Origin of the sequence: Prescottella agglutinans (genome assembly GCF_004011865.1) — a bacterium.
In the GTDB taxonomy this organism is placed as follows: Bacteria; Actinomycetota; Actinomycetes; order Mycobacteriales; family Mycobacteriaceae; genus Prescottella; species Prescottella agglutinans.
Window position 1 is genome coordinate 55,985 of record NZ_RKLP01000001.1, and the last position, 25,094, is coordinate 81,078.

Here is a 25,094-nt window from a genome sequence, read left to right on the forward strand (position 1 = left end):
CCGAGATCAGACGTCAACCGTACCCCCGAAAACACCCGGCACCGACCACATCAGTGACAGGCCACGGTCCACGGGTCGGTCCGCAGCTCCGTCACCCGCACGTCCCAACCGTCGACGCCGGCGAACCGTTCGTCGAGCACCTCCTTGGCCTGCGCGCACCACGGCTGCTCGCTGGCCCAGTGCGCGACGTCGACCAGTGCCGGACCGCCCTTGCGCAGGTGCTCGTCGGCCGGGTGGTGTCGCAGGTCGGCCGTCACGTAGGCGTCGGCGCCGAGCTTGGAGACGGTGTCGAGCAGCGAGTCGCCCGACCCGCCGCACACCGCGACCGTGCGGACGACCCGCTCGGGGTCGCCGGCCGCCCGCACCCCCCACTCGGTGCGGGGCAGCGCCGACGCCACCCGCGCGGTGAACTCGCGCAGCGTCTGCGGCTGCGGCAGCGCGCCGATGCGGCCGAGGCCGCGGCGGCCCGGGAAATCGGCCGTCTCGAAGACGTCGAACGCCGGCTCCTCGTACGGGTGCGCGGCGCGCAGTGCGGACAGGATCCGCGTCCGAGCCGGCCTCGGAGCGATCACCTCGACCCGGTCCTCGACGACCGCCTCGAGGTCGCCGACCGACCCGAGCGTGGGGTTCGCCCCGGCGAGCGGACGGAACTGGCCCTCGCCGGTCACGGTCCAGCTGCACTCCCGGTAGTCACCGAGCTCGCCGGCACCGGCGTCGAACAGCGCCGCGCGCACCCGGGCGGCGTCGGCGGTCGGCACCATCACCACCCACTTGTCGGTGACGGTGTCGGGGATCGGGATCAGCGGCCGGGTGTCGACCAGCCCCAGCGCCGCGGCGAGCGCGTCGGACACCCCCGGATCGGCCCGGTCGGCGTTGGTGTGCGCGCTGTAGAGGGCGCAGCCGCCGCGGATCAGCCGGTGCAGCAGCGCCCCCTTGGGGGTGTGCGCGCCGACGGTGTCGACGCCGCGCAGCAGCAGCGGGTGATGCACCAGCAACAGTTGGGCCCCCGAGGCGAGCGCCTCGTCCACGACCGCGGCGGTCGCGTCGACCGCGACGACGACCTTGCGCACCTCGTCCGCGGGGTCGCCGGCCACGAGCCCCACGGAGTCCCACGACTCGGCGAGCGCCGGCGGGTACGCGGCCTCGAGCGCGGCGATCACATCGGCAAGTCGTGGCGCGGTCACAGGATCTCCCTCATCGTCGTGATCAATCGTTCGGTCATCGTTCGCGGCCGCACCGCGATCCGCAGGAAGTCCGGGCCCAGGCCCGGGAAGGTGTCGCAGCGGCGCACCGCGATCCCCCGCGCCCGCAGATGCGCGCGCATACGTACGCCGTCGGGCAGGCGGAGCAGCAGGAACGGTGCCGCCGCCGGTGTGTGCACCTCGATGCCGGCGTCGCGCAGCAGTGCGACGGCGACCGCGCGGTCGGCGGCGATCCGCCGCGCCTTCTCCCCCGCCTCCGCGACGGCGGCGGGTTCGCTGCACGCGGCGATCGCCTCGAGTTGCAGGCTGCCGACCGGCCAGTGCGGGCGGCCGACCGTCAGCCGCGCCAGGACGTCGGGGGCGCCGAGGGCGTACCCGCAGCGCAGCCCCGCGAGCGCCCACGTCTTCGTCAGGCTGCGCAGCACCAGGACGTCGGGCAGCGGGCGACCGGCCACCGACTCGGGTTCCCCCGGCACCGCGTCCATGAACGCCTCGTCGACCACCAGGATCCGGCCGGGGCGGCGCAGCGCGAGCACGTCGGCGGCGGGATGCAGCACCGACGTCGGATTGGTCGGGTTGCCGAGCACGACGAGGTCGGCGGACTCGGGCACCGCCGACGGATCCAGCCGATGCGAGTCGTCGAGGACGACGTGCGTCACCGGGACACCGGCCTCGCGCAGAGCCAGTTCGGGCTCGGTGAACGACGGGTGGATCAGCGCGGCCTCGCCCACCCCGAGTCGCGGCAGCATCGCGAACCCCTCGGCACCGCCCGCGAGCGGCAGCACCTCGTCGGGGGTGCGACCGTGCCGGGCCGCGACCTGCTCACGTGCCCGCCGGTCCGCCTCCGCGGCCGGGTACCGGCCGAGCCCGGCCAGCGCGTCGGCGAGCCTGCGCCGCAACCACTCCGGCGGGCCGTCGCCCTGCACGTTGACCGCGAAGTCGAGCAGTCCGGGCCCCGCCTCGGCGTCGCCGTGGTGCCGGAGCAGCGCGAGCGCGTCGAGCGCCGGTCCCGAACCGATTTCCATAGCCGTCGAGCCTACGGCGCGCACCGGCGAATCCCGGACCGGGCGTCCGCGGACGAGGACCGCACAATGGAACGGTGACGTCTTCCCCATCCGATCCCCTCGCTCCCGTGATGCTGTTCGACCTGGACGGCACCCTCACCGACTCGGCCCTCGGCATCCACAACGGGTTCCGGCACGCCCTCGCGGCGGTCGGTCGACCCGAGCCGACCGCGGAGATGCTCGCGACCGTGATCGGCCCGCCGCTCATGGACTCGATGCGGGCCATGGGCCTGGACGAGACGGCCACCGCGGGCGCGCTGGCCGCGTACTTCGAGCGGTACGACGCCGTCGGCTGGGCCGAGAACGAGGTGTACGACGGCGTCGCGGAGATGCTGACGCTGGCCCGGGACACCGGCGCCCGGCTCGCGGTCGCGACGTCGAAGACCGAGAAGTTCGCGGTCCGCATCCTCGAGCACTTCGGTCTCGCCGGTTACTTCGAGGTCATCGGCGGCGCCAGTTCCGACGGCTCACGCCGCGCCAAGGCGGACGTGATCGAGCACGTCCTCGGCGGGCTGGGACTGCCGGCGACGGCGGGCGGCACCGCCGACGTCGTGATGATCGGCGACCGCGAGCACGACGTCCACGGCGCCCGGCACTGGGGCATCCCGACGGTGTTCGTCGAGTGGGGTTACGGCTCCACCGCGGAGGCGCAGGGCGCGCGCTGGTCGGCGCCGACGGTCCCGGACCTCGCCCGGATCCTCACGCGGGCGGCCTGAGATGGGCATGATTCACGTCACGTTCGTGTGCACCGGCAACATCTGCCGCTCGCCGATGGCGGAGCGGATGTTCGCCGAGCACGTACGCCGCGCCGGTCTCGACGACCGGGTCCGGGTGACCAGCGCCGGCACCCACGGGTACCACGTCGGCGACGGCGCCGATCCGCGCACCGACAAGGTGCTCGAGGCCGCCGGCTACCCGACCGGGCACCGCGCCGCGCAGGTCGACGACGACCACCTGGCCGCCGACCTGGTGGTTCCGCTGGACCGCGGGCACGACCGGATCCTCGCCCGACTCGGCGTCCCCGACGACCGGCGCCGACTGCTGCGCAGCTTCGACCCGGACGCGGACGGCGATTCGGTGCCCGACCCGTACTACGGCGACATCACCGATTTCGAGTTGGTGCGCGACCAGATCGAGGCCGCCGTGCCGGGCCTGCTGGCCTGGGTGCGCGAGAACTGAGCCGCCGGCGAGCCAGTACCGTGGTAGGCGTGCGAAGGCTGACGTTTCTGTTGCGACCCGGCTGGCTGGCGTTGGCAGCCGTCGTGGCCGGTTTCGCCTTCATGTGCTTCACGGTGCTGGCGCCGTGGCAGCTGGGCAAGAACACGAGGACTTCGGAGCGCAACGGGCTGCTCGAGCAGTCCATCAACGCCGACGCGGTCCCGATCGACTCCGTTCTCGGCGGGACCGGTCCCATGCCGCAGGACGAGTGGCGCAAGGTCCTCGCGACGGGCACCTACCTGCCCGACAGCGACCTGCTCGTGCGCCTGCGTTCGGTCGAGGAGGCGCCCGCCTACGAGGTGCTCACGCCGCTCGCCCTGAACGGCGGGCAGACACTGCTCGTCAACCGCGGCTATGTGCGCCCGGTCCAGGGCACCGAGGCGCCGCCCATCCCGGCCGCGCCCGCCGGTGAGGTGACGCTCGAGGGCCGCGTTCGCATGTCCGAGGGCACGGTCGAGGGCAAGGATCCGATCACCGAGGCCGGCGCCAAGCAGGTGTACTTCATCGACTCGGGTCAGATCGGGCAGTTCATCGGGACCGACCTGGTCAACGGGTACCTGCAGCTCGACGCCGACCAGCCGGGCGGGCTCGGCACCATTCCGCTGCCCCAGCTCGACGCCGGGCCGTACCTGTCGTACGGCCTGCAGTGGCTCGCGTTCGGCATCATGGCGCCGCTGGGTCTGGCCTACTTCGTCCGCGCCGAGCTTCGTGAGCGCCGGAAGGCGCGCGACGCCACCACGGCCGCGGCGGCGGCCGCAGCGCCCCCCGAGGAGGCGCCCGAACCGGATCCGGAGCCGACGGCCACCGCACCCGCGGAACCCGAGACGCCGACGCCGAGCGACGACTTCCAGCTGCCGACCCGCAAGGGAGTGTTCAAGAAGTCCAAGGCTCCGGCCGCTCCGCTGAGCGAATCGCAGGCGAAGCTGGCCGATCGGTACGGCAGACAACGCTGAGCGCGGCCCGTCCGACGCGACGCCCTATGCTCGCGGCATGAAGGGTGCCAGGGCGGCCTCCGTCGCCGCCGCGATCGCATTGGTGGTTCTCCCGCTCGGTATCGGCGTGACCGTCGCCGTGCGTGCCGCGCAGCAGGGCAAGGACCTCCAGGCATGGCCGCTGGTCCTGCTGTGGGTGCTCTACGCATCGTTCATCGCGGTGGTCGCGTTCCGGATACTGCGGCGCACCGCGGTCACCGAGGCGGCCGAGGCGCTGGCGCAGGCCCGCCGCGACGACGACGCCCGCGTCCTCGATCAGATTCCGGCACCTCCCAGGACGACGCGGATCCGCCTCGACGACCTCGACGATCCGGAGGCGATGCGTCTGCTCGCCTACAACGTCGAACTCTCCCGATTGCACGCCGACTGACCGCTCGGGCGCCCGGGATTCATCGCGACCGCGTCAGGTGCGCGGCATCCTCCGGCGTCGGCCGAGCGCGAGGGCCGCGGCGGCCGCCGTGACGGCGGCCCCCGCCTGCACCGCCGACGACAACCGGGCCGCCCGCTCGAGATCCGCGACCACCGGCGCCGGCCCGGAACCGAGGGTCGGCCGCATCTCGACACCGTGCGCGTACTCGGTTCGGCCGCCCAACTGCACGCCCAGGGCGCCCGCGGCCGACGCCTCCGCCACCCCCGCGTTGGGGCTCGGATGCTTCGACGCGTCCCGCCGCCAGGCGTCCAGCGCGCCACGTGCCGACCCGCCGACGACGGGCGCCGCGGCGATCGTGAGCGCCCCGGTGAGGCGGGCCGGGGCGAGGTTGACCAGGTCGTCCCAGCGGGCCGCCGCCCAGCCGAACCGCGAGTACTTCGCCGACCGATAGCCGATCATCGCGTCGAGGGTGTTCGAGGCCCGGTACGCGAACAGACCGGGCACGCCGGCCACGGCGCCCCAGAAGAGCGCGCCGACGGTGGCGTCGGAGGTGTTCTCCGCGACGGATTCCAGGCTGGCACGGGCCAGGCCGTCGGCGTCGAGGACGCTCGGGTCGCGTCCGCACAGCGACGGCAGCAGCGCCCGCGCGGCCTCCAGGTCACCGGCCTCGAGGTGCCGGGCCATCGTGCGTCCGGTCCCGGCCAGCGAGGTCCCGCCGAGGACCGTCCAGGTGGCCGCCGCGGTCACCGCCGTCTCGCCGAGCCAGCCGAGGCGCGCGCCGAGGCGGTGCGCCGCGACGCCCCCGGCCGCCGTCGCGCCGACGAGGACCGCGGTGTGCGCGGCACCGGACAGTCGACTGTCCGCGTACGTCCGCCGCTCCAAGCCCATTGCGGCCAGACCGAATCCGGCGACGGGATGCCACCTCCGCGGATCACCGACGACCCGGTCGGCGGCGTAGCCGATCAGCAGTCCCGCCGCCCGGGCGGTGGAACGAGAACATCGGGCCGGGAATCGGCGGGCAGAGCGGGACACGACGCTATTTCTACCAATCCTCTGCACCGGGGCGCGCACGGAGGCGCGGCAGGGGACGGCCCGGCGCCACGCGCACGCCGCGTCGGGCAGTGGCACCCTCGAAGCCATGCCGACGCGTGCCGAAGCACCGACCGTCCTGCTCGTCGAGGACGACGACCGTCTCACCGACTTGCTCGACGACCTGCTCTCCGAGGAGGGCTATCGCGTCGACGTGGCCCGGGACGGCCAGACCGGCCTGCACCGGGGCCTCACCCACCGGTACGACGTCATCGTCCTCGACCGGGGCCTCCCGGTGCGCAACGGCATCGAGGTGCTCCGTGCGCTGCGGCGGCGCGCTGTCGACACCCCGGTTCTCGTCCTCACCGCACGCGGCACGCTCGACGACCGGGTCGAGGGGCTGGACGCCGGCGCCGAGGACTACCTGGTCAAGCCGTTCGAGATACCCGAGTTCCTGGCGCGGCTCCGGGCTCTGCGGCGCCGCCGGCTCGACGTCGCGGAGTCGCTTCCCGTCGCGGGCCGGACACTCGACCTCGCGAGCCGGACGGTGATCGGATCCGATGGCGCCGTCGAGTTGTCGGCCAGCGAGTGCGCACTGCTGGCGGCCCTCGCGCGATCCCCCGGTCAAGTGTTCACCCGCGGGCAACTCCTCGACGCCGCCTTCGGCGCCGCCGACACCCCGGGCACGGTCGACACGTACGTCCACTACCTCCGCCGCAAACTCGGCCGCGACGTCGTCCGGACGGTCCGCGGGGTGGGTTACCGGCTGGGGTCGCGATGACGACGCGGACGTTCCGTCGCCGCCCGAGCGTGTCGACCCGGCCGGCGACGGTGATCACGGACGAGCATCTGCTGAGGCGCGCCGGACGGCTCGCCGCGTTCCAGGCCGCCGCCGCGCTCGCCGTTGTGCTGGTCGTGGTCGGGCTGGTCGTGTTCGTCGTGGACACCCGCGCCCAGTCGCGACAGATCGACGAGACACTGCGGTCGGTCGTCGCGTCCACCGAGGACGTCGACGATCCCCCGCCCGGGACGGCCCTCGCGCTCCGGACCCCGGACGGCGTGACGGAGGTGAGCGCGGGCGCGCCGCCGCAGGCCGCGGCGCTGCTGGACGAACCCTCCGGGTTCACCACCGCCGACGACGGCGGCCACCGCTATCGCGCGTTCGTCGCCGACAACGCGCACGGCCGTGCCGCCGCACTCGTCGACCTCGAGCCGTTCGAGGCCGGGCGGGATCGGCTCCTGTCGGCCTTGGCGCTCGCCGAGATCGCCGGCATCGCGGCCTCCGCCCTCGTCATCGTCCTGTTGTCCCGCAGGTCGATCCGGCCGCTGACGCTGGCGCTGTCGTTGCAGCGACGATTCGTCGCAGACGCCTCGCACGAACTGCGTGCCCCGCTCACCGTCCTGCACACACGCGCGCAGCTGCTCGCCCGGCGGGCGGACCGGCTCGAGCCCGCCGAGATCACACGTCAGCTCGACGGGATCGTGGACGATACCCGCGCGCTGAGCGAGCTGGTCGAGGACCTCCTGCTGTCGGCGGCGCTGGAGGCGGGACCGGACACCCGCGAGCCAGTCGATCTGGTCCCGCTGTGCGAGCAGATCCGCGAGAGCGTCGCGGCGCACGCCGCGTCCCTCCGCGTCGCCGTCGACGTCGAACGGGACACCGACTCGGTGGTCGTGACCGGGTCGCGGCCGGCACTGCGGCGCGCCGTGCACGGACTGGTCGACAACGCCGTCACCCACGTGCGCCCGGGCGGTCGCGTGACCGTCCACATCGGCCACGACGACGAGCACGCCCGAATCTCCGTGACCGACAACGGCATCGGCATCGCACCCGCCCAGCGGCGGCATCTGTTCGTCCGATTCGCGCACGGCCCCGACCAGCCGGTCGGGGGGCGCCGATACGGCATCGGGCTCGCCCTCGTCCGGGAGGTCGCGGTCGCGCACGGCGGCGACGTGTTCGCGGAGTCGACCGAGGGAGCGGGGACGACGTTCACGGTCGTGCTGCCGCGCAGTTCCCAGAAGGCTCCAAGAATCGGCGCCTAGCGTGGCCTCCGGTCGTACACATCCCGACGGAGGCGAGTCATCATGGGCCCCACGACATTCAACGGAATGCCGATCCACCCGCTGTTCGTGCACTTCGTGGCGGTGCTGGTGCCGATATCCGCTCTGCTGGTGCTGCTGTCGGTCTGCTGGCCGGCCGCACGTCGGCGAATCGGCGTCCTGGCCCCCGTGATCGCACTGATCACTCTGATCCTGGTCCCCCTCACGACGCACGCGGGCGAGTGGCTCGAGGAAAGGACGCCCGGCGACCCACTCGTGCGGATCCACGCCGAACTCGGCGATCAACTGATCTTCTGGTCGGCCGGAGTCTTCCTGGTCTCCCTGGTGTGGTGGGCCGTCCACGATCCGCGGGTGCGCGCGTGGCGGGAGTCCCGCCGTGGGCCGTCGCGCGGGCGGACGCCCCGGGCGGTGGTGATCGCGCTGGCCGTCGTCGCGATCGCCGCGTCCGTGGGATCGGTCGTGCAGGTCTACCGAATCGGTGACAGCGGCGCGGCCGCGGTCTGGAGCGGATCCGGTGCCGGGGACGAGGAATCGGCCGACGTGACGCGGTGACCGTGTCGACGAGGCCTCGTCGTCAGCGCTCGAAGCCGCGTCGCATGTCGTCGACGATGCGCGGCCGGTCCAGGGTCGACGGCTCGAGGTCGCGGCGCTGGCGGTCGAGCGGGAACACCGCGGCCGACGCGAGGGTCGCCGGGTCGAGGAACCGGCGCTCGGCGGCGTCCGGTGACAACGTCAGTTGCGGCGCGGGACCGGCCTGCGCGAGGACGTAGCCCCAGTCCCCGAAGCTCGGCACGTACACGTGGTAGGGCGTCGTGCCCAGTCCCACCGATCCGACGGTGGCGACGGTGCGCCAGAAGGCGTCGGGGGTGGAGTACGGGCTGCCGGACTGGACCACCAACAGCCCGCCGGGGGCGAGCGCGGTGGCCACCACCCCGTAGAACTCGGTCGAGTACAGCCGGCCGAGTGTCGGGGTGTCCGGGTCGGGCAGGTCGACGATGACGGCATCGAACTGTCCGCCCGCGCCCTCCCGCAACCACCGGAACGCGTCGTCGACGACGACCGTCACCCGCTCGTCCTCGAGGGCTCCGCCGTTGAGCGCCCGCAGGCGGGTGTTCGCCAGGTCGAGCACCGCCGGGTCCAGTTCCACCTGGACGATCTCCCGGACGCCGGGGTTGCGCAGCACCTCCCGGGCCGCGAGTCCGTCGCCGCCGCCGAGGATCAGCACCCGGCCGGGGTTGCGGGCGAGCACCGGGTACACCAGGGCCTCGGTGTACCGGTGCTCGTCGCGGCTCGAGAACTGCAGATCCCCGTCGAGGTAGAGGCGCACGTCGCCGGCGCGTTCGGTGACGACGATCTCCTGGTACTGCGAGCGCTGGGCGTACACGACCGGGTCGGGGTACAGGCGCTGCCGTGATGTCGTCTCGATGTCCGACGCGCGCACCAGCAGCCCACCGAGCAGCGCGGCGGCCAGCAGCAGCGCGAGCATCGCCGACGCCCGGACCACGGGACGCAGGTGTCCGCGCAGCAGGAACAGCGCCGCGACGGCCGCCGCCACCAGGTTCACCATGCCGGTGAGTGCCGTCCCCCGGATCAGCCCGGCCGCCGGCAGCAGCACGAACGGCCACGCCAGTCCGCCGACCAGCGCGCCCGCGTAGTCGGCGGCGTTGAGGTTCGCGAGCACCTTGCCGGTGTCGGCGGCGTCGCCCTCGCGGCCCGTCTGCAGCAGCGTCATCAGCAGCGGCACCTCGGCGCCGACGAGCATGCCGATCGCCGCAGTCGCGAGCACCAGCACCCACGTCGAGGAGCCGAGGAACGTGAACGCGACGTACAGCGCGGCGGCGCTGACGCCGCCGACGAGCCCGAGCACCACCTCGACCGCGACGAACGACGGCGCGGCATGGCGCAGCAGGGGTTTGGCCGCGAGCGCGCCGAGCCCGAGCGCCGCGACGAACCCGGCCACGATGAGCGAGGTTTCGGTGATGCCGCCGCCGGTGAGGCTGGTCGAGAGGGTCAGCAGCGCCAGTTCGTACACCAGGCCGCACGCCGCGCACGCCGCGACGGCCGCGAGCAGCACCACCCGCGACCGGCGACCCAGCGCGGGCTGCGACCGGGCCGGCTCGACGGGCGCGGTCACCGTCACGACAGCGCGGCGGCGTTGACCAGCCCGACCGCGAACAGAGTCACCGCGACCGCCCATGCGGCGCCGCACATGCGCGGCTCGTCGACCAGCGCGACCAGACGCCCGGGCAGCAGCACGTTCATGATCGCGAGCGCGGCTGCCTGGAGCACCACGCCGACCACGCCGTACACCAGCGAATCGGTGATGCCCTGCGCGAACCCGTCGGAGCTGGTCAGGATGGCGGTCACCACGATGATCGCCAGCGCCAGGTGATTGGCCCCGAGCAGCAGCGCCGCGTTGGGGTTCTTCGCGACGTACACCTGATGTCGCAGGTTGCCCGGCGTGAGCGCGTCGAGCATCGCGAATCCGGCTGTCAGCACTCCGATCCCGACCGCGAAGTAGGCGAGCGTGGCCAGGACGCCACCGACCACCGGCAGGAACTCGACGGTTCCGATCTCGGTGGCGGCGGCCAGGTTCGTGACGGTCATGTTCGCGCTCCCCGCTAGGTGTGTGTTGGCGGTCATTTCGCGGATCCCGATCCGCCCGAGGTGTTCCCTGCGGCCGGTGACCCGGGGGTGAACCCAGTGCCCAGGTAGGTGAAATGGCCGCTGCGGTAACGGCCGTCGAGGTCCTCGACGTCGATCGTGCTGCCGCCGCCCGGCGCGGGCCCGACGGTGACGATGTCGTCGTTGTACCGCAGGTATTCGTTGTTGCCGTCGGCCTTGCGGGCCGCCGGCACGTCATCGCGGACGATGCGCGAGACGGTGGTACCGACGGGATCCGGTGAGTAGTAGGTGGCAATGTCGCCCTGGGTGCCACGGTGCGCGAACTTGTCGGCGATGTGGTCGCGCACTCCCCCACCGCATCCGCTGGTCAGCAGCACCGCGGCGACGGCCAGGGCGCCGAGCATCCCGCGCCTCACGCCCGCCACCTGCTCTCGGTCTCGACCACCGTGCCGGTCACCGCGCCCGGATACAGATGCCAGGTCCGCCAGCGCCATTCGCCGTCGACGGCGACCGCCGTCAGCGCGGTCAGGGCGTCACGGTCGCCGGGAAAGGTCCCGCAGATCCAGTCGTCACCGTCGGCCTGCGCACGCAACTGCGCCGCCCGTGCCCGCAGTTCGGCGGCCGGGACCCGCGCGACCCGCGAGACGAACCGGTATCCGGACCGCTCGTCGACCGCCGGGAGGTCGCGTCCGCCGACCCGGCGGGCGTCGCACGAGACCTGCTCGGTGAAGCGCCTTTCCGCGGTGGAGGCGGTCACGACGTGCGACGCCCCGAGGACGCCGAGCGTGAGCGCTCCGGCGGCCTCGTCGCGCAGATGCAGTTCCGCGAGGGCCTCGGGGGCCGGGGCGTCGAGCACCAGGCCGAGCGCGTCCGCGTCGACGTCCGACGGTGCGACGTCGAGCAGATGCACGCTCACGTGGCGGGGCCCGCGTGGATGACCGTCAGCTCGCCGCGGGTGACGGCGCGGCCCGTCGACACCTCCCACGACGCGGTCTTCGCCCATCGCTCGAACGCGAGCAGCCCGGTCTCGTCGGCGGTCGCGTAGTCCGCGTAGTCCATCGACCCGGACGGCGCGGTGCCGGTGGTGCCCTCGGCGGTGAACCGGGCCGAGCCGGACTCGATCTTCCGGTACACCCGGTCGTCGAGGATCACGTCGCCACCGGGTTCGAGGCCGGTCCCCTCGCGCCGCATCCACAGCGTCATCTCGAGTTCGCCCTCGTCGTCCTCGACCGTGAGCCAGCGCCGCCCCGTGGAGCCGTCGAGCAGGTGCTCGTGCCAGCGGTATCCCTCCTGGTCGAGGGTGATGGTGCCGCGGACGACGTGGTCGATGCCGGCGTATGTGACGATGTCGCCGACGCCGATCTTGTGCGGGTCGTAGACCTCCGGGTAGTCGGCGAGCGGATCGACCCGCCCGGGTGTGGCGGGAGTCCGTGCGCGCCACACGAATACGGCGATGCCGGCGATCACAACCAGGATCAGCAGGACAATCAGAAGAATCAGGACAGTCATCCGGGCAGCGCTCCCCCTACGTCGATTCGGTGCGACGCCAGACCCTACCGGCGCACGGCCACGGACAGCCAGTCGCGTCCGAGCGCGGTTGCAGCTTCGGGCAGCCTTGCATTGCTGGTGGATCGGACTCGCTCGCAATAGCCTTCGGGTTGTGACCTCGAACGCGGAGTCCCCCGATTCGACGCACCGCACCTCCAACGGTCCGCACGCCGCCGAACCCCACGTCGGTGCACTCGCGTCGCGCCTGAACTGGCTGCGCGCCGGTGTGCTCGGCGCCAACGACGGCATCGTCTCCGTCGCCGGCCTGGTCGTCGGTGTCGCGGCGGCCACCACCGACCGCGGGCCGATCCTCACTGCCGGGCTGGCGGGCCTGGCCGCCGGCGCCGTGTCGATGGCCCTCGGCGAGTACGTGTCGGTCAGCACACAACGCGACAGCGAGCGGGCGCTGCTGGCGAAGGAACGTGTCGAGCTGTCGACCATCCCCGAGGCCGAACTCGACGAACTGGCCTCGCTCTACGAGGACAAGGGGCTGTCGCCGGCGACCGCGCGGAAGGTCGCCGAAGAGCTCACCGCGCACGACGCGTTCGCCGCGCACGCCGAAGCCGAACTGGGCATCGACCCCGACGAGCTCACCAACCCGTGGCAGGCCGCGATCGCGTCGGCGATCTCGTTCACGGTGGGCGCGATCCTGCCCATGCTCGCGATCCTGCTGCCACCGGCCAGCGCCCGGATCCCGGTCACCTTCGTGGCGATGCTGGCGGCGCTCGCGATCACCGGCAGCCTCAGCGCCCGACTAGGCGGCGCCAGCCGACCCCGCGCCGTGCTGCGCGTGGTGACCGGCGGCGCACTGGCGATGGCCGTCACCTACGGGATCGGCCAGCTACTCGGCGTCGCCGGCGTCTGACGCCCGTCCCGCCGACTCGCCCAGCAGCCATTCCTCGAAGGCCGCGTTGCACAGGCACGCCGGGGACCTCCGCGCCCGCAGCAACGCCACCGCACCGGCCGGGTCCGCCTCCCCGGACAGCACCATCGCCCGCGCCGCGACGAGACTCGAACGGTTGAGCCCCACCTGGCAGTGCACCAGCACCGGCCCGGTCTCCCGGCACACGTTCACCCACGCCGCGAGCGCGTCGACCTGATCGAACCCCTGCTCGGCGCTGTCGTACATGCGCACGTACATCTCGGAGTCGATGTTGTGTCGGATGTCGTACTGCTCCCACGGGTAGAGCGACACGAGGTGGACGACGAAGTCCGGGAGGACCAGGCCGTCCCGGCAGCCGCCCTGCCACAGGTTCGGGGCGATCTCGCTGATCACCGGAACGTCGAACGGGATGTGCCCGTGCGCGGTGATCCCGACCAGGTGCTGCCGCATCGGGTCGATCTGGATGTCGATCGCGGTGGGGTCGACCGCCGTGGGGTCGACCGCCGTGGGGTCGACCAAGTCGTCGTTCACGCTCGGGTCCGTTCGGGTCGCGGCCAAGACTTCCTGAGGATTCCAGTATCTCCGTTTTCCGCTGAGAGGCGCCGAAAAGCGCACCGAACGGACATGCGGTGGCCGGTAGAGGATCACGCAGTAGGCGCGGGGAGCCCGTCACATCGGTGCGTCTTCACCCCAGACGTGCGCCGCGTAGCGCGGGCAGGTCTCGTCGTCGTCCAGATCGTCGAGACACCTCGCCAGCTCCGGAACGTTGTGCAGTGCAGCGAAGGACATGAGCAGATACCGAAGGTCGCGCTCGTTCCCGATGGGAAACGCCGACTCGGCGGCGGCCAGTTCGAGCGCGCGGGCGAGGGCTGCTCGATAGGCGGACTCGACGGTGTCCGGTACGGCGAACAGCGGATCCGATCCGGGCTCCCAATCGGCCGCGATGAGGCCGAACACGGTGACGTACTCGAACCGCGCGCCGGGCGGTAGCGATTCGGCAATGCGCACGAGGTGAGGGAATGCCGCGATGGCCGCCGGCCACGTCGTGCCTTCCGAGCACAGGGCAGGCCAGCCGTCCGCGAAGTGCGCAGCGTCCGCGGGATCTCGGGAAAGCTCCGTCAGCCACTTCGGCACCCAGGAACCGTCGCCCTCCCGTGTCGGTAGCGACGCCCAGGCGGGGTCGTCGAAGGGCAGCGCGGATTGGATCACGTGTTCGCTCTCCTCGGAGATTCGGACCGTTCCTGGACGACGATCTCCAGGTCGTCGCGACGGCATCGAGCGCTGCGAGCACCCCAGCGACTGTCGGCAGAATGTCGGCATGCCGACGAAGATGGACCCTGGGGAATGAAAAACCCCTGGACTGCATGCTCTCTGCAGTCCAGGGGGATTGTTGCCGTGGGCGCGGAGGGTTTCGAACCCCCGACCGCTGGTGTGTAAAACCAGAGCTCTACCACTGAGCTACACGCCCGAAATCCGGCGACGAATGCCGCCGGAATCGCTTCAGGACTTTAGCGCGGTGAGCGCTTTCTCCCAAGCTGCCTGGTCACGGGGTTCGCCGGGACCGTTCATCTCCGCAAAGCGAATGATGCCGTCCTTGTCGATCGCGAAAGTGCCGCGATTGGCGAAGCCGAGCTTGTCGTTGAACACCCCGTACGCCTCGGCGACGGCGCCGTGCGGCCAGAAGTCCGACAGCAGCGGGAAGGTGTAGCCCTGCTCGGCGGCCCAGATCTTGTGGGTCGGCGACGGCCCGACGGAGATCGCGAGGATCTCGGCGTCGTCGTTCTGGTACTTCGGCAACTCGTCGCGCACCCGGCACAGTTCGCCCTGGCACACACCGGTGAACGCGAGCGGGTAGAAGACGAGGAGGACGTTCTTCTTGCCACGGAAGTCGGAAAGCGTGACTTCCTGGTTGTTCTGGTCCTTGAGCGTGAAATCGGGCGCGGTGGCGCCCACCTCGAGAGGCATGCCTGGTCCTAACGTCGGGTACGTCGGCGCATCCTCCACGACAAACCTACGCCGCGCGGATGAACGGAACTGGAGTTACGGGGGTCGATCAGCGCTTGGGCGCGCGCGCCTTCGGCTGCACCAACCGGCTGCCGCTCCACGACCCGAGGTTCGCGGCCGACGTCTGCGTCAGGCCGGCGGTCGGTGCGGATTCGGCGATCTCGCTGGGCTCGACGTGGCCGGGTCGACCCGTCTTGGGGGTCAGGACCCACACGAAACCGTCGTCCGACAGCGGACCGATGGCGTCCATCAGCGCGTCGACCAGGTCCCCGTCACCGTCACGCCACCACAGCAGCACGACGTCGACGACCTCGTCAGAGTCCTCGTCGACCATCTCGCCACCGATGGCCTCCTCGACCGAGACGCGCAGTTCTTCATCGGTGTCCTCGTCCCAGCCCAGTTCCTGAACCACCATGTCGTGGATAACGCCGAGTTTCTGAGCGTAGTTCTGAGCGTCCTCCGCGGCGACCACGGTGGTGTCCTCCTCTGTTCGGTGGGGCGCGAAATTCGCAGACCCCGGTCGGGACCGAGCATGTGTCGATCAATAGTGGAAAGCGAACATGGTCGAAGCCTTTAGCGCAAGCCGACGAACCCGAAAATCTCGAGAAAGTGTCGCCAGGAGGCCCCGTACCGCCCGGATCAGGGCAAATCCCCGACCGAACGGGCGGTCGCGACGCGCCGGGTACCGAACAACCGGAGCGGGGGTGCTCAGTTCGTCTGGATGGTGAAAGATGAGTGCTGCGCCATATTCATATGGAAACTCGGTAGGTCCTAACAAGGACCGACCGGATGGAGCGGACGCGACACCGCGCGTCCCACCACAATGAGGAGCACACCTTGTCAGACCTGATCCAGGGGCCCGCGTCTCAACCGAACGCCGACACACCAGGCGTCTCCGGAGGGGCCTCGTCACCCGCTGCGAACGCGCAGCCCGGCACCGACGGCCGGGTCCGCGTCATCCGCGAAGGGGTGGCTTCCTATCTGCCGGACATCGATCCGGACGAGACCAGCGAGTGGCTCGAATCGTTCGACGGCCTGCTCGACCGGGCCGGCCACGCCCGCGCCCGGTATCTGATGCTGCGCCTGCTCGAGCGCGCCGGCGAGAAGCATGTCGCGATCCCCGCGCTCACCTCGACCGACTACGTCAACACGATCCCGACCGAGAACGAGCCGTGGTTCCCCGGTGACGAAGAGGTCGAGCGGCGGTACCGCGCCTGGATCCGCTGGAATGCCGCGATCATGGTGCATCGCGCCCAGCGACCGGGTATCGGCGTGGGCGGTCACATCTCGACCTACGCGTCGTCCGCGGCGCTGTACGAGGTCGGCTTCAACCACTTCTTCCGCGGCAAGGATCACCCCGGTGGCGGTGACCACATCTTCGTCCAGGGGCACGCCTCGCCGGGCATCTACGCCCGCGCGTTCCTCGAGGGGCGCATCCCGGCCGAGCAGCTCGACGGGTTCCGTCAGGAGGCCAGCCACGCCCAGTCCGGCGGCGGCCTGCCGTCGTACCCGCACCCGCGTCTGCTCCCCGACTTCTGGGAGTTCCCGACGGTGTCGATGGGCCTGGGGCCCATGAACGCCATCTACCAGGCGCGTTTCAACCACTACCTGCACGACCGCGGCATCAAGGACACCGCCGACCAGCACGTGTGGGCGTTCCTCGGCGACGGCGAGATGGACGAGCCCGAGTCGCGGGGTCTCGCGCACGTCGCGGCCACCGAGGGCCTGGACAACCTGACGTTCGTCGTCAACTGCAACCTGCAGCGCCTCGACGGCCCGGTCCGCGGCAACGGCAAGATCATCCAGGAGCTGGAGTCGTTCTTCCGCGGCGCCGGCTGGAACGTCATCAAGGTCGTGTGGGGCCGCGAGTGGGACTCGCTGCTGCACGCCGACAAGGACGGCGCGCTCGTCAACCTCATGAACGAGACGCCGGACGGCGACTACCAGACGTACAAGGCCAACGACGGCGCCTTCGTCCGCGAGCACTTCTTCGGTCGGGATCCGCGCACCAAGGCCCTCGTCGCGGACATGAGCGACCAGGAGATCTGGAACCTCAAGCGCGGCGGCCACGACTACCGCAAGATCTACGCGGCGTACGCGGCGGCGATGGCGCACAAGGGCCAGCCGACGGTCATCCTGGCGCACACCATCAAGGGCTACACCCTCGGCAAGCACTTCGAGGGCCGCAACGCCACGCACCAGATGAAGAAGCTCACCCTCGACGACCTCAAGCGTTTCCGCGACATCCAGCGGATCCCGATCTCGGACGCGGAACTCGAGAAGGATCCGTACCTGCCCCCGTACTACCACCCGGGGCCGGATTCGCCGGAGATCCAGTACATGCTGCAGCGTCGCAAGTCGCTCGGCGGGTTCCTGCCGTCGCGCCGCACCGACGCCGCTCCGCTCGCCCAGCCGGCGGACAAGACGTACGACGTCGTCCGCAAGGGTTCGGGCAAGCAGGAGGTCGCGACGACGATGGCCGTCGTGCGCATCCTCAAGGAACTGTTGCGCGACAAGGAGATCGGCAAGCGCATCGTCCCGATCATCCCCGACGAGGCCCGCACGTTCGGCATGGACTCGTGGTTCCCGTCGCTGAAGATCTACAACCGCAACGGCCAGCTGTACACGTCGGTCGACGCCGAACTGATGCTCGCCTACAAGGAGAGCTCGGTCGGACAGATCCTCCACGAGGGCATCAACGAGGCCGGCTCGACGGCGTCGTTCACCGCGGTGGGCACGTCGTACGCCACGCACGGCGAGCCGATGATCCCGGTGTACATCTTCTACTCGATGTTCGGGTTCCAGCGGACCGGTGACGGCCTGTGGGCCGCGGCCGACCAGATGGCCCGCGGCTTCGTGCTCGGCGCGACCGCCGGCCGCACCACCCTCACAGGTGAGGGCCTGCAGCACGCGGACGGTCACTCGCTGCTGCTGGCGTCGACCAACCCGGCCGCCGTCTCCTACGATGCGGCGTTCTCGTTCGAGATCGCGCACATCGTCAAGGACGGCCTGCGCCGCATGTACGGCGGAACGCCCGGCGTGGACGGGTTCGGCGGAGAGAACATCTTCTACTACCTGACCGTCTACAACGAGCCGTACCAGCAGCCGGCCGAGCCGGAGAACCTCGACGTCGACGGCCTGCTCAAGGGCATCTACCTGTACAAGCGCGCCGAGAACAGCGGCCCGCGGGCCCAGATCCTGGTCTCCGGCGTGACGATGCCGGACGGTCTGCGGGCGCAGCAGCTGCTCGCCGACGAGTGGGGTGTCGCAGCGGACGTGTGGTCGGTGACGTCGTGGGGCGAACTGCGCCGCGAGGGCATCGAGTGCGAGCGCGAGGCGCTGCACAACCCGGGCATCGACGCACCGCAACCGCACGTCACCCGTGTCCTCTCGCAGGCCCAGGGTCCGTTCGTGGCGGCGTCGGACTGGATGCGGGCGGTGCCGGACCAGATCCGCCAGTGGGTCCCCGGCTCCTACACCACGCTCGGCACCGACGGGTTCGGCTTCTCCGACACCCGTCCGGCCGCGCGCCGGTTCTTCAACGTCGACGCCGAGTCCATCGTGGTCGCGGTGCTCTCGGCGCTGGCGAAGTCGGGCGAGGTGGAACGGTCGAAGGCCGTCGAGGCGGCCGCGCGCTACCGGATCGACGACGTGCTCGCCGCACCGGAGCAGACGTCGGATCCCGGCGTCGCGTGACGCCGGGCCGATCGAGCTGATCGGCCGCGGCGAACACGGAACACGCTGAACGCCCGTCGCCGGCACGAGTGTCCTCGGACCTCGTGCCGGCGGCGGGCGTAAGTTCCTTTTCATGGCCGCGGATCAGCCCGAGACGTCGAACCCTTCCCCGCCCGCGCGCGCGGAGCACCCGGCACCGCCGCAGCCCCGCCGCGCGCGCTACCAGCCGCCGGCCCCGAACCCGACGGGGAGGCCGAGCCGCGACTCCCTGCCCGACGCGCTGCTGCGCCGCGTCAAGCAGTTCTCCGGCAGGCTGTCCACCGAGGCGATCGCCTCGATGCAGGATCAGCTGCCCTTCTTCGCCGACCTCGACGCCGAGCAGCGCGCGAGCGTCCAGATGATCGTCCAGAGGTCGGTGGTCAACTTCCTGGAATGGCTCACCGACTCCGACAGTGACATCCGGTTCACCATCGACGCGTTCCAGGTGATCCCGCAGGATCTCGCCCGCCGGCTGACCCTGCGGCAGACCGTCGACATGGTGCGGGTGGCGATGGAGTTCTTCGAGCAGCGACTGCCCGCGCTCGCCCGGAACGACCGGCAACTGGTCGCGCTCACCGAGTCGATCCTGCGGTACGGCCGTGAGCTCGGTTTCGCGGCGGCGTCGGTGTACGCGAGCGCGGCCGAGTCGCGCGGCGCATGGGACACCCGACTCGAGGCCCTGGTCGTCGACGCGGTGGTCCGCGGCGACACGGGATCCGACCTGCAGTCGCGCGCCGCGACCCTGAACTGGAATGCGACCGCACCGGCGACGGTGATCGTGGGTACTCCCCCGCCCGAAGAGAGCGTCTCGGTGATCGGCACGGTGCACACCACCGCCCAGAAGCATGGCCGGGCCGCGCTCGCGGTGGTCCAGGGCGAGCGGCTCGTGATGGTGGTGAGCGGCGAGTTGCACGGCAGCAAGGGCGCCCACGAGTTCGTACACGAGTTGATGGAGAGCTTCTCGGACGGTCCGGTGGTGATCGGTCCGACCACCCCGACCCTGGGCGCGGCACACTTCAGCGCGGTGGAGGCGCTCGCCGGAATCGAGGCCGTCGTGGGCTGGCGGGGCGCGCCCCGACCCGTGTTTGCCGCCGAGCTGTTACCCGAACGTGCCCTGCTCGGAGATACCGCCGCGGTGGCCGCCCTCAATGAGCGTTTGATACAGCCGTTGTCGACCGCCGGGACCTCGCTCGCGGAGACGCTCGACGCCTATCTGGACTCGGGGGGCGCGGTGGAAGCCTGTGCGCGCCAGCTGTTTGTTCATCCAAATACGGTTCGGTACCGATTGAAGCGAATTTCAGAAATCACGCGACGGGATCCAACCAACCCGCGTGACGCGTATGTGCTCCGCGTCGCAGCGACAGTCGGCCGACTTGCCCAAACGCGCGTTCAATCTACGACTTCCGACTCATCCGTCACAAATTTCACATTCCGGAACGTGGGGGCGTAACACTGGAGCGTCCGAATCCGATAGCGGCCGCCGACGTGCTTTTTTGTGGGAAACCTACAAAACACCTGTCCAGAGTTCATCCTCGACAACATCTCGCGCAGGCGGGGTGAACGTGTTCTCTTGTAGACGTGATTTCGTTGCTAGCCCCGGGTCAGGGCTCCCAGACACCCGGCATGCTCAGCCCCTGGCTGGAGCTGCCGGGCGCACACGATCGCGTGGCGTTGTGGTCGAAGGCTTCCGGTCTCGACCTCGCGCGCCTCGGCACCACGGCGTCGGCGGAGGAGATCACGGACACCGCCGTGACTCAGCCGCTCGTGGTGGCCGCCGCACTCCTCGCGTACGAGGAACTCGAACGCCGCGGGCTCGTCCCGGCGGACACGATCGTCGCCGGCCATTCCGTCGGTGAACTCGCCGCCGCGGCGGTCGCCGGAGTTCTCTCCGCCGACGACGCGGTGATGCTCGCCGCGATCCGCGGTGGCGAGATGGCGAAGGCGTGCGCGCTGGAGCCCACCGGCATGTCCGCGGTTCTCGGCGGTGACGAGGACGCGGTCCTGTCACGGCTCGAGGAACTCGACCTCACACCGGCCAATCGCAACGCGGCCGGTCAGATCGTCGCGGCGGGTCGTCTGGACGCCCTCGAGCAGCTCGCAGCGAATCCGCCGGAGAAGGCCCGCGTCCGCGCCCTGCCGGTTGCGGGTGCGTTCCACACTCGGTTCATGGCACCCGCGCAGGACGCCGTCGCCGAGGCTGCATCGCGGATCGCACCCAGCGATCCCGTCCGCACCCTGCTCTCCAATTCGGACGGCGCGCCGGTGTCCTCCGGCGCCGACGCCCTGGCTAAGCTGGCCGCGCAGGTGACCCGACCTGTGCGTTGGGACCTGTGTACCGCGAGCCTGCGGGCCGCTCAGGTCTCGGCGATCGCGGAACTTCCTCCGGCAGGCACCCTCATCGGGATCGCCAAGCGCGAGATGCGCGGCACACCGACCGTGCCGCTCAAGGAGCCCGGGGATCTTTCCGCACTGACCGAATTCACCGAAGACGGTTAGCTCGCCGCGCGCTCACGATGCGCGTGCCGGGTCGGCCCCGGCTGATCCGAAAACCGAAGACACGAAACATCGAATGAAGAAGGGAGCCACGTAGTGGCCGCCAACCAGGAAGAAATCATCGCCAACCTCGCCGAGATCATCGAAGAGGTCACCGGCATCGAGCCGTCCGAGGTCACGATCGAGAAGTCGTTCGTCGACGACCTCGACATCGACTCGCTGTCCATGGTCGAGATCGCGGTCCAGACCGAGGACAAGTACGGCGTGAAGATCCCGGACGAGGATCTGGCCAGCCTGCGTACCGTCGGCGATGTCGTCTCGTACATCCAGAAGGTCGAGGCCGAGGGCGGCGAGGCAGCAGAGACCGTCAAGGCCAAGCTCGAGGCCGCCAAGAACGACGACGAGTGAGCCAACCGTGACTTCCGCTTCTACCCGAGGGAGATTCCCCAACATCGTCGTCACCAGCCTCGCGGCTACGACGTCGGTTGCCGGAGATGTGGATGGCACGTGGAAGGGCCTGCTGGCCGGTGAGAGCGGCATCGACGTGCTCGAGGGCTCGTTCGTGGAGGAATTCGACCTACCTGTGCGTTTCGGTGGCCAATTGAAGGTCCCGTTCGACGACGCACTGAGCCGGGTCGAGATCCGCCGGATGAGTTTCGTCGAGCGTCTCGCTCTGGTTCTGGGTCGGCAGGTCTGGCAGAACGCCGGCAGCCCCGAGGTCGACAAGGATCGTCTCGGGGTTGTCATAGGCACCGGACTCGGTGGCGGCGAGGCTCTCGTCGACGCCGTGGACAAGCTGCGGACGGGTGGCTACCGCAAGGTGTCGCCGTTCGCGGTTCAGATGGTGATGCCGAACGGACCGTCGGCCACCGTCGGACTCGAACTCGGCGCGCGCGCCGGTGTCATCACGCCGGTATCGGCGTGTTCGTCCGGGTCGGAGGCCATCGCGCATGCGTTCCGCATGATCGCGATGGGCGACGCGGACATCGTCGTCACGGGCGGAGTCGAGGGCAGTATCGACTCCGTGCCGATCGCGAGCTTCGCAATGATGCGCGCGCTCAGCACCCGCAACGACGACCCGAAGGCGGCCTCGCGCCCCTTCGACAAGGACCGGGACGGGTTCGTCTTCGGTGAGGCCGGCGCCATGATGGTCCTCGAGACCGAGGAGCATGCGAAGGCACGTGGGGCGACGATCCACGCCCGACTGCTGGGCACGGGAATCACCTCGGACGGCTACCACATCGTGGCACCCGATCCGGCGGGCACCGGGGCGGCTCGCGCCATGACCCGGGCCATCGAGACCGCAGGTCTCACCAAGTCCGACATCAAGCACATCAACGCACACGCCACCGCGACTCCGATCGGCGACATCGCCGAGAGTCTCGCCATCAAGGCCGCGGTCGGTACTCACGCTGCGGTGTATGCGCCCAAGTCGGCTCTGGGCCACTCGATCGGCGCCGTCGGCGCCCTCGAGGCTGTGCTCACGGTCCTGAGTGTGCGTGAGGGCGTCATTCCCCCCACGCTCAATCTCGACAACCAGGATCCGGAGATCGATCTGGACGTCGTGAAGGGTGAACCCCGGTACGGCGACATCGATTTCGCGATCAACAATTCGTTCGGTTTCGGTGGGCACAACGTCGCGCTCGCCTTCGGCCGGGCATAACCCAGCCGAATTCGCTGGATTGCCAGGTGGGGGCCCCGCACCCGGGGTCCCCACCCCCGAACCTTCGCCCCACGTGGGCTTGCTCAGGAGGACACGATGACCGTCTTGGCTCCCGCGACGCAGTCCGAAGCATCGACCGATCCGCGCGATCCGCTCGCGCGTCTCGCCAAGCTGTTCGATGCCGGTACCGTCGCTCCCCTACATGACCGCGACAAGTCCGGTGTGCTCGCCGCCGCCGGCGAGATCGACGGCGTCCGCACCATCGCCTACTGCTCGGACGCCACCGTCATGGGCGGCGCGATGGGCGTCGAAGGCTGCAAGCACATCGTCGACGCGATCGACACCGCCATCGCCGAGAAGGCGCCGGTCGTCGGCCTGTGGCATTCGGGCGGCGCCCGACTCGCCGAGGGTGTCGAGGCCCTGCACGCCGTCGGCCTGGTCTTCGAGGCCATGGTGCGCGCGTCGGGTCTGGTGCCGCAGATCTCGGTCGTGCTGGGCTTCGCCGCCGGCGGCGCCGCGTACGGTCCCGCGCTCACCGACGTCGTGATCATGGCTCCCGAGGGCCGCGTGTTCGTCACCGGCCCCGACGTCGTCAAGAGCGTCACCGGTGAGCAGGTCGACATGGCGACCCTCGGCGGACCCGACACCCACAGCAAGAAGTCCGGCGTCGCGCACATCGCCGCGCGTGACGAGGACGACGCCTACCACCGCGCCCGCCGCCTCGTGTCGATGTTCTGCGAGCAGGGCGAGTTCGATCTCGCCGCCGCCGAGCACGGCGACACCGATCTGCGTGCGCTCATGCCGGAGTCGGCCAAGCGTGCCTACGACGTGCGCCCGATCGTGCACGAGTTCCTCGACAACGTCGAGGGCGAGTCGAGCTTCGAAGAGCTGCAGGGCAACTGGGCTCGCAGCATCGTCACCGGCGTGGGCCGCCTCGGTGGTCGCACGGTCGGCGTGATCGCGAACAACCCGCTGCGCCTGGGTGGTTGCCTCAACTCCGAGAGCGCCGAGAAGTCCGCCCGCTTCGTCCGGCTGTGCAACGCGTTCGGCATCCCGCTCGTCGTCATCGTCGACGTCCCCGGCTACCTGCCGGGAGTGAGCCAGGAGTGGGAGGGCGTCGTGCGCCGCGGCGCGAAGCTGCTGCACGCGTTCGCCGAGGCCTCGGTCCCCCGCGTCACGCTGGTCACCCGGAAGATCTACGGCGGCGCCTACATTGCGATGAACTCCCGCGCGCTCGGCGCGACCGCCGTGTACGCGTGGCCGGAGTCCGAGGTCGCGGTCATGGGCGCGAAGGCTGCCGTCGGCATCCTCCACAAGCGTGCTCTCGCGGCCGCTCCGGAGGAGGAGCGCGAGGCGCTGCACGAGCGCCTGGCCGCCGAGCACGAGGCCATCGCCGGCGGTGTCGGCCGGGCCATCTCGATCGGCGTCGTCGACGAGACGATCGATCCCGCCAAGACCCGCAGCGTCATCACCGCGGCGCTCGCCGCGGCCCCCGCGAACCGCGGTCAGCACAAGAACATTCCGCTGTAAAGACTCCAGCATTCCGAAGGGCCCCGCGTCGACGCGGGGCCCTTCGGCGTCCGGAACGGCACGCGGACCCCACAACGATCTTCGCGGTCTACCCCACGTTCCGATGCAGCCAGGTGACTTCCGCCCCTTCGCCACCACTGCGGTAGGGCTCGAGCACGTCGTCCCAGGGGGTGCCCAGCGCATACTCGACGGCGGTCGCGAACTCGTCTCGCCCCTTCGCCAGCAGCGCGCGCAATTGCATCTCGCCGACCACGACGTCCCCGTTCGCGCTCATGGCACCGCGCCACAGTCCCAGTCCCGGCGCATGCCCGAATCGTTCGCCGTCGACGCCGTCGCTCGCGTTCTCCGTCACCTCGAAGTACAGCAGCGGCCACGCCCGCAGCGCGCCGGCCAACCGGGCCCCCGTACCTACCGGACCGGCCCAGTCACAGGTTGCCCGGAGTGTGCCGTCGGATGCGGGCTGCGCGGTCCAGCGCAGGTTGGGGCGGGCATCGAGAATCGAGGCGAGTGCCCACTCGACGTGTGGACACACGGCCGCCGGCGACGAGTGGACGTAGATCACTCCGGTCGTCGCGTCCGCGAACTGGTTCAACGAGCGCACTGCAACACCTCCAGCCTCGACGAGGGACGTCTTCCCCAACGACCTCGCCCGGGAACTGGAGCCTCATGTGCCGCACCGCGACACACAGTGCATCAGT

General features: G+C 70.6%; 27 protein-coding genes and 1 tRNA gene. 14 read left to right on the forward strand and 14 right to left on the reverse strand.

Features of this window, described 5'->3' with window-relative positions:
• Positions 1-50: 50 nt before the first annotated feature.
• Entirely contained in the window at positions 51-1,184 is a 1,134-nt protein-coding gene (locus tag EGT67_RS00275; protein WP_127914059.1) for a Nif3-like dinuclear metal center hexameric protein, read from the reverse strand.
• Entirely contained in the window at positions 1,181-2,227 is a 1,047-nt protein-coding gene (gene cobC, locus EGT67_RS00280; RefSeq protein ID WP_127914060.1) for an Rv2231c family histidinol phosphate aminotransferase CobC, read from the reverse strand. Before cobC ends, EGT67_RS00275 begins: the two co-directional genes overlap by 4 nt.
• Before the next feature lie 110 nt (positions 2,228-2,337).
• Between cobC and EGT67_RS00285 the strand changes: the two genes are divergently transcribed.
• Genes EGT67_RS00285 through EGT67_RS00300 form a run of 4 tightly spaced genes read left to right on the forward strand, consistent with a single transcriptional unit; the run spans position 2,338 to position 4,846 of the window.
• On the forward strand, positions 2,338-2,982 hold the full coding sequence (locus EGT67_RS00285; protein ID WP_127914701.1) for an HAD-IA family hydrolase: 645 nt from the start codon (positions 2,338-2,340) through the stop codon (positions 2,980-2,982).
• 7 nt (positions 2,983-2,989) lie between these two features.
• Positions 2,990-3,445 (forward strand): low molecular weight protein-tyrosine-phosphatase, encoded by a 456-nt coding sequence (locus EGT67_RS00290; protein ID WP_127914702.1) that lies wholly within the window; start codon positions 2,990-2,992, stop codon positions 3,443-3,445.
• 29 nt (positions 3,446-3,474) lie between these two features.
• Positions 3,475-4,437, forward strand: a complete 963-nt coding sequence (locus EGT67_RS00295; RefSeq protein ID WP_127914061.1) for an SURF1 family cytochrome oxidase biogenesis protein — start codon at positions 3,475-3,477, stop codon at positions 4,435-4,437.
• Between the two features lie 37 nt (positions 4,438-4,474).
• On the forward strand, positions 4,475-4,846 hold the full coding sequence (locus EGT67_RS00300; protein ID WP_127914062.1) for a hypothetical protein: 372 nt from the start codon (positions 4,475-4,477) through the stop codon (positions 4,844-4,846).
• A 33-nt stretch (positions 4,847-4,879) separates the two neighbouring features.
• On the opposite strand, the gene EGT67_RS00305 is transcribed toward EGT67_RS00300, so the two are convergent.
• Positions 4,880-5,878 (reverse strand): cobalamin biosynthesis protein, encoded by a 999-nt coding sequence (locus tag EGT67_RS00305; protein ID WP_241565825.1) that lies wholly within the window; start codon positions 5,876-5,878, stop codon positions 4,880-4,882.
• Between the two features lie 106 nt (positions 5,879-5,984).
• Between EGT67_RS00305 and EGT67_RS00310 the strand changes: the two genes are divergently transcribed.
• The 3 genes from EGT67_RS00310 to EGT67_RS00320 are packed head-to-tail and all read left to right on the forward strand — an operon-like array spanning position 5,985 to position 8,488.
• Positions 5,985-6,656: a response regulator transcription factor gene (locus EGT67_RS00310; RefSeq protein WP_127914064.1), complete on the forward strand. Its 672-nt coding sequence runs from the start codon at positions 5,985-5,987 to the stop codon at positions 6,654-6,656.
• Positions 6,653-7,918, forward strand: coding sequence for a sensor histidine kinase (locus tag EGT67_RS00315; protein ID WP_127914065.1), 1,266 nt, complete (start codon positions 6,653-6,655; stop codon positions 7,916-7,918). The genes EGT67_RS00310 and EGT67_RS00315 overlap by 4 nt, the downstream gene beginning before the upstream one ends.
• Positions 7,919-7,960: 42 nt before the next feature.
• Positions 7,961-8,488, forward strand: a complete 528-nt coding sequence (locus EGT67_RS00320; RefSeq protein WP_127914066.1) for a DUF2231 domain-containing protein — start codon at positions 7,961-7,963, stop codon at positions 8,486-8,488.
• 22 nt (positions 8,489-8,510) lie between these two features.
• On the opposite strand, the gene EGT67_RS00325 is transcribed toward EGT67_RS00320, so the two are convergent.
• From EGT67_RS00325 to EGT67_RS00345, 5 genes are read right to left on the reverse strand one after another with little or no spacing between them, the layout of a single operon-like run.
• Positions 8,511-10,076, reverse strand: a complete 1,566-nt coding sequence (locus tag EGT67_RS00325) for a polyamine aminopropyltransferase (protein ID WP_241565826.1) — start codon at positions 10,074-10,076, stop codon at positions 8,511-8,513.
• Complete coding sequence (locus EGT67_RS00330) at positions 10,073-10,543, reverse strand: DUF350 domain-containing protein (RefSeq protein WP_127914068.1); 471 nt, start codon at positions 10,541-10,543, stop codon at positions 10,073-10,075. Before EGT67_RS00330 ends, EGT67_RS00325 begins: the two co-directional genes overlap by 4 nt.
• A 32-nt stretch (positions 10,544-10,575) precedes the next feature.
• Positions 10,576-10,965, reverse strand: coding sequence for a DUF4247 domain-containing protein (locus EGT67_RS00335; RefSeq protein WP_127914703.1), 390 nt, complete (start codon positions 10,963-10,965; stop codon positions 10,576-10,578).
• Positions 10,966-10,973: 8 nt separating this feature from the next.
• Positions 10,974-11,477 (reverse strand): DUF2617 family protein, encoded by a 504-nt coding sequence (locus EGT67_RS00340; protein ID WP_127914069.1) that lies wholly within the window; start codon positions 11,475-11,477, stop codon positions 10,974-10,976.
• On the reverse strand, positions 11,474-12,070 hold the full coding sequence (locus tag EGT67_RS00345; RefSeq protein ID WP_127914070.1) for a DUF4178 domain-containing protein: 597 nt from the start codon (positions 12,068-12,070) through the stop codon (positions 11,474-11,476). Before EGT67_RS00345 ends, EGT67_RS00340 begins: the two co-directional genes overlap by 4 nt.
• A gap of 151 nt (positions 12,071-12,221) precedes the next feature.
• Between EGT67_RS00345 and EGT67_RS00350 the strand changes: the two genes are divergently transcribed.
• Positions 12,222-12,974, forward strand: coding sequence for a VIT1/CCC1 transporter family protein (locus EGT67_RS00350; RefSeq protein ID WP_127914071.1), 753 nt, complete (start codon positions 12,222-12,224; stop codon positions 12,972-12,974).
• On the opposite strand, the gene EGT67_RS00355 is transcribed toward EGT67_RS00350, so the two are convergent.
• The 5 genes from EGT67_RS00355 to EGT67_RS00375 form a co-directional block, all read right to left on the reverse strand.
• Complete coding sequence (locus EGT67_RS00355) at positions 12,951-13,523, reverse strand: protein-tyrosine phosphatase family protein (RefSeq protein ID WP_241565827.1); 573 nt, start codon at positions 13,521-13,523, stop codon at positions 12,951-12,953. The two genes, EGT67_RS00350 and EGT67_RS00355, sit on opposite strands and share 24 nt — an antisense overlap.
• A gap of 138 nt (positions 13,524-13,661) precedes the next feature.
• Positions 13,662-14,201 (reverse strand): hypothetical protein, encoded by a 540-nt coding sequence (locus EGT67_RS00360; RefSeq protein ID WP_127914072.1) that lies wholly within the window; start codon positions 14,199-14,201, stop codon positions 13,662-13,664.
• Positions 14,202-14,388: 187 nt separating this feature from the next.
• Positions 14,389-14,460: transfer RNA gene (locus tag EGT67_RS00365), tRNA-Val, on the reverse strand.
• A gap of 32 nt (positions 14,461-14,492) precedes the next feature.
• The gene (locus EGT67_RS00370; protein WP_127914073.1) at positions 14,493-14,957 is read right to left on the reverse strand and encodes a peroxiredoxin; all 465 of its coding nucleotides are present in this window, start codon (positions 14,955-14,957) and stop codon (positions 14,493-14,495) included.
• Positions 14,958-15,045: 88 nt separating this feature from the next.
• A complete protein-coding gene (locus EGT67_RS00375) occupies positions 15,046-15,468 on the reverse strand; it encodes a DUF3052 domain-containing protein (protein WP_127914074.1) in 423 nt (140 codons plus the stop codon).
• 365 nt (positions 15,469-15,833) lie between these two features.
• Here EGT67_RS00375 and aceE point away from each other — a divergent pair, with 365 nt between their 5' ends.
• The 6 genes from aceE (at position 15,834) to EGT67_RS00405 (ending at position 24,396) form a co-directional block, all read left to right on the forward strand.
• The gene (gene aceE, locus EGT67_RS00380; protein WP_127914075.1) at positions 15,834-18,692 is read left to right on the forward strand and encodes a pyruvate dehydrogenase (acetyl-transferring), homodimeric type; all 2,859 of its coding nucleotides are present in this window, start codon (positions 15,834-15,836) and stop codon (positions 18,690-18,692) included.
• Positions 18,693-18,804: 112 nt separating this feature from the next.
• The gene (locus tag EGT67_RS00385; RefSeq protein WP_127914076.1) at positions 18,805-20,160 is read left to right on the forward strand and encodes a helix-turn-helix domain-containing protein; all 1,356 of its coding nucleotides are present in this window, start codon (positions 18,805-18,807) and stop codon (positions 20,158-20,160) included.
• 128 nt (positions 20,161-20,288) lie between these two features.
• Positions 20,289-21,206, forward strand: a complete 918-nt coding sequence (locus EGT67_RS00390) for an ACP S-malonyltransferase (protein WP_127914077.1) — start codon at positions 20,289-20,291, stop codon at positions 21,204-21,206.
• Between the two features lie 93 nt (positions 21,207-21,299).
• Positions 21,300-21,611, forward strand: a complete 312-nt coding sequence (gene acpM / locus EGT67_RS00395; RefSeq protein ID WP_127914078.1) for a meromycolate extension acyl carrier protein AcpM — start codon at positions 21,300-21,302, stop codon at positions 21,609-21,611.
• Positions 21,612-21,618: 7 nt separating this feature from the next.
• The gene (locus EGT67_RS00400) at positions 21,619-22,866 is read left to right on the forward strand and encodes a KasA/KasB family beta-ketoacyl-ACP synthase (protein ID WP_127914079.1); all 1,248 of its coding nucleotides are present in this window, start codon (positions 21,619-21,621) and stop codon (positions 22,864-22,866) included.
• A 96-nt stretch (positions 22,867-22,962) separates the two neighbouring features.
• Positions 22,963-24,396, forward strand: a complete 1,434-nt coding sequence (locus EGT67_RS00405; RefSeq protein ID WP_127914080.1) for an acyl-CoA carboxylase subunit beta — start codon at positions 22,963-22,965, stop codon at positions 24,394-24,396.
• 88 nt (positions 24,397-24,484) lie between these two features.
• On the opposite strand, the gene EGT67_RS00410 is transcribed toward EGT67_RS00405, so the two are convergent.
• Complete coding sequence (locus EGT67_RS00410) at positions 24,485-24,997, reverse strand: DUF3145 domain-containing protein (protein ID WP_127914081.1); 513 nt, start codon at positions 24,995-24,997, stop codon at positions 24,485-24,487.
• Between the last annotated feature and the right edge of the window lie 97 nt (positions 24,998-25,094).